9 protein-coding genes are annotated in these 7178 nt (G+C 42.5%); 2 read left to right on the forward strand and 7 right to left on the reverse strand.

The features are described from left to right. Positions 1 to 95 precede the first annotated feature (95 nt). The 4 genes from V7K67_RS24260 to V7K67_RS24275 form a co-directional block, all read right to left on the reverse strand. On the reverse strand, positions 96 to 1049 hold the full coding sequence (locus V7K67_RS24260; RefSeq protein WP_335168747.1) for an MDR/zinc-dependent alcohol dehydrogenase-like family protein: 954 nt from the start codon (positions 1047 to 1049) through the stop codon (positions 96 to 98). A gap of 54 nt (positions 1050 to 1103) precedes the next feature. After that, entirely contained in the window at positions 1104 to 1676 is a 573-nt protein-coding gene (locus tag V7K67_RS24265; protein WP_334731814.1) for a hypothetical protein, read from the reverse strand. Positions 1677 to 2013: 337 nt separating this feature from the next. Then, positions 2014 to 2820: an inositol monophosphatase family protein gene (locus V7K67_RS24270; protein WP_335168748.1), complete on the reverse strand. Its 807-nt coding sequence runs from the start codon at positions 2818 to 2820 to the stop codon at positions 2014 to 2016. Positions 2821 to 2890: 70 nt separating this feature from the next. After that, positions 2891 to 4324: a BCD family MFS transporter gene (locus tag V7K67_RS24275; RefSeq protein ID WP_334731816.1), complete on the reverse strand. Its 1434-nt coding sequence runs from the start codon at positions 4322 to 4324 to the stop codon at positions 2891 to 2893. Between the two features lie 501 nt (positions 4325 to 4825). Between V7K67_RS24275 and V7K67_RS24280 the strand changes: the two genes are divergently transcribed. Beyond that, positions 4826 to 5671: an Rpn family recombination-promoting nuclease/putative transposase gene (locus V7K67_RS24280; protein WP_335168751.1), complete on the forward strand. Its 846-nt coding sequence runs from the start codon at positions 4826 to 4828 to the stop codon at positions 5669 to 5671. Here the strand turns inward: V7K67_RS24280 and V7K67_RS24285 are convergent. Genes V7K67_RS24285 through V7K67_RS24295 form a run of 3 tightly spaced genes read right to left on the reverse strand, consistent with a single transcriptional unit; the run spans position 5660 to position 6389 of the window. Continuing rightward, positions 5660 to 5902, reverse strand: a complete 243-nt coding sequence (locus V7K67_RS24285; RefSeq protein WP_334733386.1) for a hypothetical protein — start codon at positions 5900 to 5902, stop codon at positions 5660 to 5662. The two genes, V7K67_RS24280 and V7K67_RS24285, sit on opposite strands and share 12 nt — an antisense overlap. A gap of 32 nt (positions 5903 to 5934) precedes the next feature. Further along, positions 5935 to 6207 carry a hypothetical protein gene (locus V7K67_RS24290; RefSeq protein WP_334733387.1) on the reverse strand — a complete coding sequence of 91 codons (273 nt, stop codon included), beginning with the start codon at positions 6205 to 6207 and terminating at the stop codon, positions 5935 to 5937. 32 nt (positions 6208 to 6239) lie between these two features. Beyond that, positions 6240 to 6389: a hypothetical protein gene (locus V7K67_RS24295; protein WP_334733388.1), complete on the reverse strand. Its 150-nt coding sequence runs from the start codon at positions 6387 to 6389 to the stop codon at positions 6240 to 6242. A 383-nt stretch (positions 6390 to 6772) separates the two neighbouring features. Here V7K67_RS24295 and V7K67_RS24300 point away from each other — a divergent pair, with 383 nt between their 5' ends. After that, positions 6773 to 7102 (forward strand): SMEK domain-containing protein, encoded by a 330-nt coding sequence (locus V7K67_RS24300; protein WP_335168753.1) that lies wholly within the window; start codon positions 6773 to 6775, stop codon positions 7100 to 7102. Positions 7103 to 7178: the final 76 nt, after the last annotated feature.

Below are 7178 nucleotides of genomic sequence, written 5' to 3' on the forward strand. Positions count from 1 at the left end.
TACGTTGGCGCTACGCGCCAACGTACCGATGCACGCGATCGCATCAATTGAGTGGTAACAAGCACAGATCAGTCGATAACCCGCAACTTGGGTTATTAACCAATCTCTAACAATATTTTCAAAACACCCCGACTCTGAGCGTGTTCAAAAGCCGCAAGCCCTTCAATGAGGGGGTAGGTGGCATGAATTAGAGGTTGCACGTCAACTTGTCCTGTAGCTAGTAGCTGAAGGGCTGGGGCAAAGGGGCCACAACGAGAGCCGATGAGGGTGATTTCATCTACTACTAAAGAAGAAGCATCCAGGCTGAGTTTGCCAGAATAAGTACTTTTCAGTACAAGCGTACCACGGGGACGTAGGGCACGGCGGGCGATCGCAAATCCTTCTGGGTTGCCAGTACATTCTACTGAGATATCGAAATATCCATCTGTAACAGCGTCGGCTAGACTCGTTTTTATCTCTCGTGCCTCTAAGTTAGCCAGTTTCTCTCGATGGCGTCCTACAGCTAAGAGTTCACAGCCAGTTAAAGCTAGTGTTTGGGCTACTAACTGCCCTAGTTTGCCATCTCCAACCACTAGCACTCGATCATTTGGACGGAATTGCACTTGCTGCTGAATTTCTAAAGCTGCTGCTATAGGTTCTGTAAATGTTGCTACTTCTGTTGGCACATTATCAGGTACGGGATGCAGATTCTCTATCGGCAAACAGAGATATTCACCAAAGGCACCGTTGCGGTTGACAATACCCAGAACTGTACGATTTTCGCAGTGAGTTGGTTCTCCGCTGCGACAAAACCGACAATACCCACACACAGCATTGATTTCTCCAACTACGCGTTGGTTAACTAAGTGTTCTGGCCCTTGTTCGACAACACCGACAAATTCATGACCTAAAATACCAGTATAAGGATAGTAGCCTCTGAGTAGTTCTAGGTCAGTGTTACAGATACCCGCACGCAAGACACGCACCAAGGCTTCTCCCGGTGGCGCTTCAGGAATGGGAATATCTATCCGTAGTTGCAACTGGTTATTTTCGAGCCAAATTCCTTTCATTTTTCTTCACATCCTTTGCCTAACTATCTGTCTTTAATTTTGAATTTTGAATTGTTAAGTCTCTGTAGTCGGTATTTCTTTAATTTTGGTTACATCAATTTTGCTTAACCAAGTAACCAAGTCTTCTGAGTCAAGTGCGATCTCGCTTCCTAATGTTTTGATATAAAGAAGTCCGTCGCTAATAATTAAATCTCTAATTGGATACCATGAATCTCGTGTTCTAATCAGCAGTTCTAAGGGAATTCCTGGTCTGGAAGTATACTTACGATATTTCCACCAGGCTCGCCATAGAAGCACAGATTTAGTACAGTGCATCTGATAACCTTTGGGAAGCTCGGAGTATTGATACTGATAGAAACCCCGACTATCTACTTCTCCTTTGAGGAGATAACTATATTCTGCTAATGCCTGATTGATCAATTCCCACTGGGTTGATTTTGGAGAAATCGAGAATTCAGGTAGAGCGTTAGATATTTGGGCGATCGCAATTACGCCTTCAGATTTTGCTGTCAGTTGGTTGGTTTTATAAACTGTTTGCGCTGTCAAAGCAGGATTCGACAACAAAACGTCTTTTTTCTGAATAGAGTTTTGCACAAACTCTCGAATTAAATCTAGATTAGACAACATAAAAATTTTTTATACTAAATTAACCAGTGTGATGAAAGACACAACACTACTTAAATTAATAACTACACTGGTTTTGCACTTAAATCAGGATTATTACCAGCTTTATTTATACTAGATTCTTTGTTTAACTAGCAATTTGAGATTTTGGATTAAAAGAATTTTTTGGTTCATACCGCGTCCCTTCTGATTACTGAGCCTGTCGAAGTATAGGCAGGGTCAATCCAAAATTGCAAATCTAAAATCTTCTGACTAGGGTTTTGTTAAGTTTAATATTGATATGGCGAAATCCACTAGGCTGGTTGACAAAATTACTATTTGCAGGTTTATAAGCAGCAAATTAAATTTTTACGCCTTCGAGAAAAGGTTGAAATACTGGAACTAATTCGGGACGACTGACAACAAGGGTGGGAAAAGAGCGATCGCTATAATCTTCTCCGGGTGATAATGGAAACGGCTCTGACTTCAGCGATGACCATACCCCACCAGCCGCTTGGACAATTACCCAAGCCCCGGCTAAATCCCAAACTTTTGGTGTCGCTTCAATACCACCGAGAGTAGCCCCAGTGGCAACTGTCAAAAAGTTATAGCTAGCTACACCCAACATCCGAATTTTGCAGGGAAAGTCGTTTTTGATAGCTGCGGTGCTACGAGAACAGAGGTTAAAAAAGTGATTATTGCTGGGACTATCAATACTGGTGTGGATGGGGTGGTGATTGAGAAATGCTCCTGTAGGTGTTGCTAAACCAGATGAACCTGCCCAGAAACCATGAAAAGCTTGATTCAGAGTTGGTGCATAAACATACCCAAAAATGGGTGTACCTCGATACAGTAAACCCAAAGATATTGTCCAGATGGGAATGCCGCGTGTGAAGTTGGTTGTACCATCTAGAGGGTCAATTACCCAGCACCACTCAGTACCGGGAAATGACTGATCGCTCTCTTCGCTCAAAATGCCGTAACCAGAGAAATTAGAAGCGATCGCATCCCGAATTTCCTGATCTGCCCATTTATCTGCTTGCGTCACCAAACTACCATCAGCTTTTTGGGCAGCCTGTACTTGCCCAAAATCTTGCATTAGCTGCTTACCCACCCTGGTAGTGGTAGTTTGGGCAAAATCAAGAATTGTTGTCCAAAAATCATTCATTGGTTATTAGTCATTTGTCATTTGTCATTGGTTATTAGTCATTTGCCCCATGCCCCATGCCCTATACAGTTTAATCTAAATCGCTTTCCAAAACAGATGCGATCGCCAGCTTTGCGCTTGTTTGAAATTCTGTGACGTTCACCCGATTCAGAAACCAAATCGACACCACCATTCCCACGGCTTCTAGAGCAAAGACCAGTCCATAAGCTAAAACTAAATTGGGTAATAGCTTACGACCTATATCCAATAAAGTACCACCTAAAACCACTGCCACACCTCTAGAGACAGACTGGGCTAACCCCCAAGCCCCAATAAATGTACCTGCGGCGGCTGCTGCTGTGAGATCCAACATTAAGCTAACTGCTGCTGTAGTTAAGACACCAGTGGCTAAACCGAACAAAATTAAACTTAGCTTCAGGAAAGCTGGATTAGCTGTGAAGCCTGATATCCCAAGTAATGCTGTACAAAATGCCACCAATATACAGCCTAGTCTTGCAGTTCTTTGCTTACCTAAACGTGGCACAATCAAAAAACCACTCACACCGTAGGCAATTAGTACACCTGTTCCATAAAAAACGTTCAGTTTAGTACTTTCAGCCAAAGGCATTTTAAATACCTGACCTGCATAAGGTTCCAAAACTGGGTCTTGCATAAACAAGCAGAGAGTCATCACCAGTAAAAAGGTGAAGAATATACCTGTTTGTGGGCTAGCTGTTAAGATTTCCCAAGCTTTGCCCAGAGTTATGCTGTCTTCTCGGTTCACTAATGTGGAACGGCTTAAATATTGGGAGTATTTTTTTTCCACGCCCAATGTTGCTGCGATCGCCAACCCAAATACAATTATTGGGACGACGAGAAACAGCCTATTGATCGCCGCCTGCAAGGTTGCTGTTGTTGCTTCTGGCGTTAATTGCTTCAGCAAGCTAGCACTGATAATTGCCCCGACAATAATCCCCACCATTAGCATCGACCAAACGACACCGACCACTTTGGAACGATTATCTTCTTCAGATATATCCACTAACAAAGCAGCAAAGGCAGTACCGCTAGCAGAAATTCCTAGACCGTATATAGCGAATATCAGGGACAGAAGCGCTGTCCAGCCGATTGTTTGGGTTGTCCATACCCAACCACCTGCACTATTTGCAGCAGTATTGAGTTGCCACATCACTTGTATAGCTAAAAAGGCTGCGATCGCAAATATTGCCGCACCTACCCAAACATAAGCTGTGCGGTGGTATCCCCATAAAGGCTTGGCATCGGAAATCTGGCCGAACCAGACACGGGAAGGAGCAACAAATAAGGGCAGTGCTAGAACTACTGATACCAGCGTCGCCGGAATTGCTATTTCTTGAATCATGACTCTATTGAGTACTCCCAGAGTCAAAATAGACATCATGCTCAACCCCATCTGAAATAAACCCAGCCGAAACATGGTCAGCAGGTTTACCCTTGGCAGAGATGGGGATTTTGTTTTGGTATCAAATACTTCACCGCTTGCCATAGCTACTTTTTGGGATGATTTATAGGATTTAATCTCTCTCTCTTTAAATAAAGATAAACCCTACTCGCTTAAAATCAGCGAAGGAAAAGTTGAAGTTGCGATTTGGCAAGCAATTATCGCTCTTCTATGACTCTGGAGAGAGAATAATCCAGGCGATTAGAAATCGCGGCTACGCAAGCAAAGTCCGCCTGCGCGGACTAACGCCAAAATAGGGTTTCAAGTTTAATCTGACGAGAGTAATAAAAGTCAAAAAACTTGAACAAAGACTGATCAGAACATTGAGCAGGAACTAGCTAAAAAATAGCGATGGGCTACGCCCCGCCAGAAGCGATCGCACTTATTTAGCAAGCAGTTATACCAATTCATGAAAACTAAGGAGCGATCGCTCCCTGGTTATTTCCCAAATCCTTACACGCAAAACCTCGGTTAACGTATGCTTCAGCCAAGTTATGATGATTAATTTTGATGGCTTGTGAGAAATCAGGTTTTTAGGATGAAATAGTGAAACGAGACTCCATTTACTATCAAATTTTTAAGCGTTTTCCTGGGTTACTCTTTGAACTGGTTGATAATCCGCCTCTGCAAGGGCAAAACTATCGATTTGAATCAGTTGAAGTCAAAGAAACCGCTTTTCGCGTCGATGGTGTATTTTTACCTCCAGAGGATGCAACATCGCGGGTGATCTTTTTTGCAGAAGTTCAATTTCAAAAAGATGAAGCCCTCTACCATCGGTTCTTTACTGAGTCGCTGATGTACCTGAACCGAAATCGTTCTCAATACGATGAGTGGTTCTGTGTGGTAATTTTTTCATCACGCTCTTTGGAACCAAGGGATCAAAAAACTCATCGAATATTTCTCAACAGCGACCAAGTGCAGCGAATCTATTTAGATGAGTTAGGCGCGACCAATCAGCAGCCAATAGGCATCAACTTGATGCAGTTGACTCTAGCATCGGATGAAGTGATGGCAGAGCAAGCAAAGCAATTGATTGAGCGGGTAAAATTAGAGGAAACGGACACACTGCCGCAAAACGAAATACTAGATATCATAACCACAATCGCCGTTTATAAGTTTTCTTCATTGAGTAGAGAGGAAGTTGAAGCTATGCTAGGACTGACTTTAGAGGAAACAAGGGTTTATCAAGAAGCGAAAGCCGAGGGTCGAGAAGAGGGTCGAGAAGAAGGTCGAGAAGAGGGTCGAGAAGAGGGTCGAGAAGAACGGGAAGCTGAAATGTTGAAACTTACCGTCCCTCTGTTACTAAAAACAGGGATGAGCGTGGAGCAGATTGCTCAACACCTCAATGTTGATATAGAAGCTGTCCAGATTGCTGCACAGTCAACCACATAGAATGAGGAAGTTGAAGCTATGCTCCAAACTATTCCATATAACTGTTGCCAAATAAACATCGGTTTCCACAGTGGAGTTGTTAGCGAGGTTTGCGTTGATGTTGATGAGGTAGGGCAAGCCAAGAGCAGCAATGACAGAAGGCGGCAAGGTTAAGAACCCTTCAAACCCTGTATCAATAACACATTCGATTTCTACACCTGAACCTTCTGGGGGAAGAATAATCACACTCATTCTTGCCTGAAGTCCAACTACAGTCCCGTGTATCACTGTGCCGTCCTGAGCAATGTACCACCAACTGCATAAACGGCATCAAAACCAATTCTTTCTCCCCAAAGTGCTGCATCGGTTTGCTTGGATCGTAATCGAAGACTCGTTTCGACTAAATCATCACCGATTTCGTAATCTCCTGTTTCAACATTAATCGAGATAATTTTGCCAATGTTCTCTTGTGTCTCAACTTTGGCACGGATACTTCTTTCATAGAGATCCTTTCCACGTTGGGCGACTTCTTGGCTACTGAGCGTCGGGTGGGACATAAATAAATCCCCTGTTTAAGCTGCTAGATTTTTCACTTCATTGTAGAGCAGAAGCTACAGAGGTTAGAGAGTAATACTTGATTCTGTAGGAGGTAGGAGAGCGATCGCACCAAAATATGACAGATTAAGATGCTCATAACTTCACTGGAGGCGATCGCATCTGTATTCAAAATGGGAACCATAAGAAAATAAGCAAATCCTTCAAACCCTGTAGTTATCGCCTCAAAGCAGCAAATGGTAAAAAAGCTTGAACAATGACTAAAGTAAGAAACTTTAGCCCTGCATTTCTTATCAATGGTTGGCACAGCCCAGCAATATCAAAGGTTTTGAGAGCATCTTCCTCGCATTTTTCTTGCGCGGTATTGGCTCCTGAGTAATCGCAAATCAGGGAAAGATTAAACCGATAGCATTGCAGCTTGATCTCAGCTTTGGGGTCTATTGCTACTCACGCTCCAATTAAAAGCGTAAGTAGCTGCCAAGCATAAATTTACGTGTATTCTGGTTAATTTGCTACAATAAAGCGAATCAGAACTCAATTCATATAGTAGGTATAGCAATATAGAACATGCATCTTGAGCAAACGCAACAGAGAATAAGAAATTTGATGTCATTTTTTGTGACAGAGATCAAGGCTGCTACAGCGATGGACAAAACAGATATAAACAAAGTATCTGAGAATGTATTAATACCTCTCTTTGCAGAAATTTACGGCTTTGAAAATCTTAAAAACTTGAATTTTACAGAAGGTAGTAACTTTCCTGGTATTGATTTAGGTGATGAAACTGCAAAAGTTGCTTTTCAGATTACAGCTACACCTAATATTAATAAGATAAAGCACACATTAAATAAATTTATCGAATATGAATTATATAAGAAATATGTATCCGCTCAGTAAGTAGGGGTAGGAATTTATTGTGGCATCCACGACCAACCAAATGGATTAGAAGAAGATTTGTCCCGAATAATAGTCC

The organism is Nostoc sp. (assembly GCF_036917155.1).
Taxonomy (GTDB): Bacteria; Cyanobacteriota; Cyanobacteriia; order Cyanobacteriales; family Nostocaceae; genus Nostoc.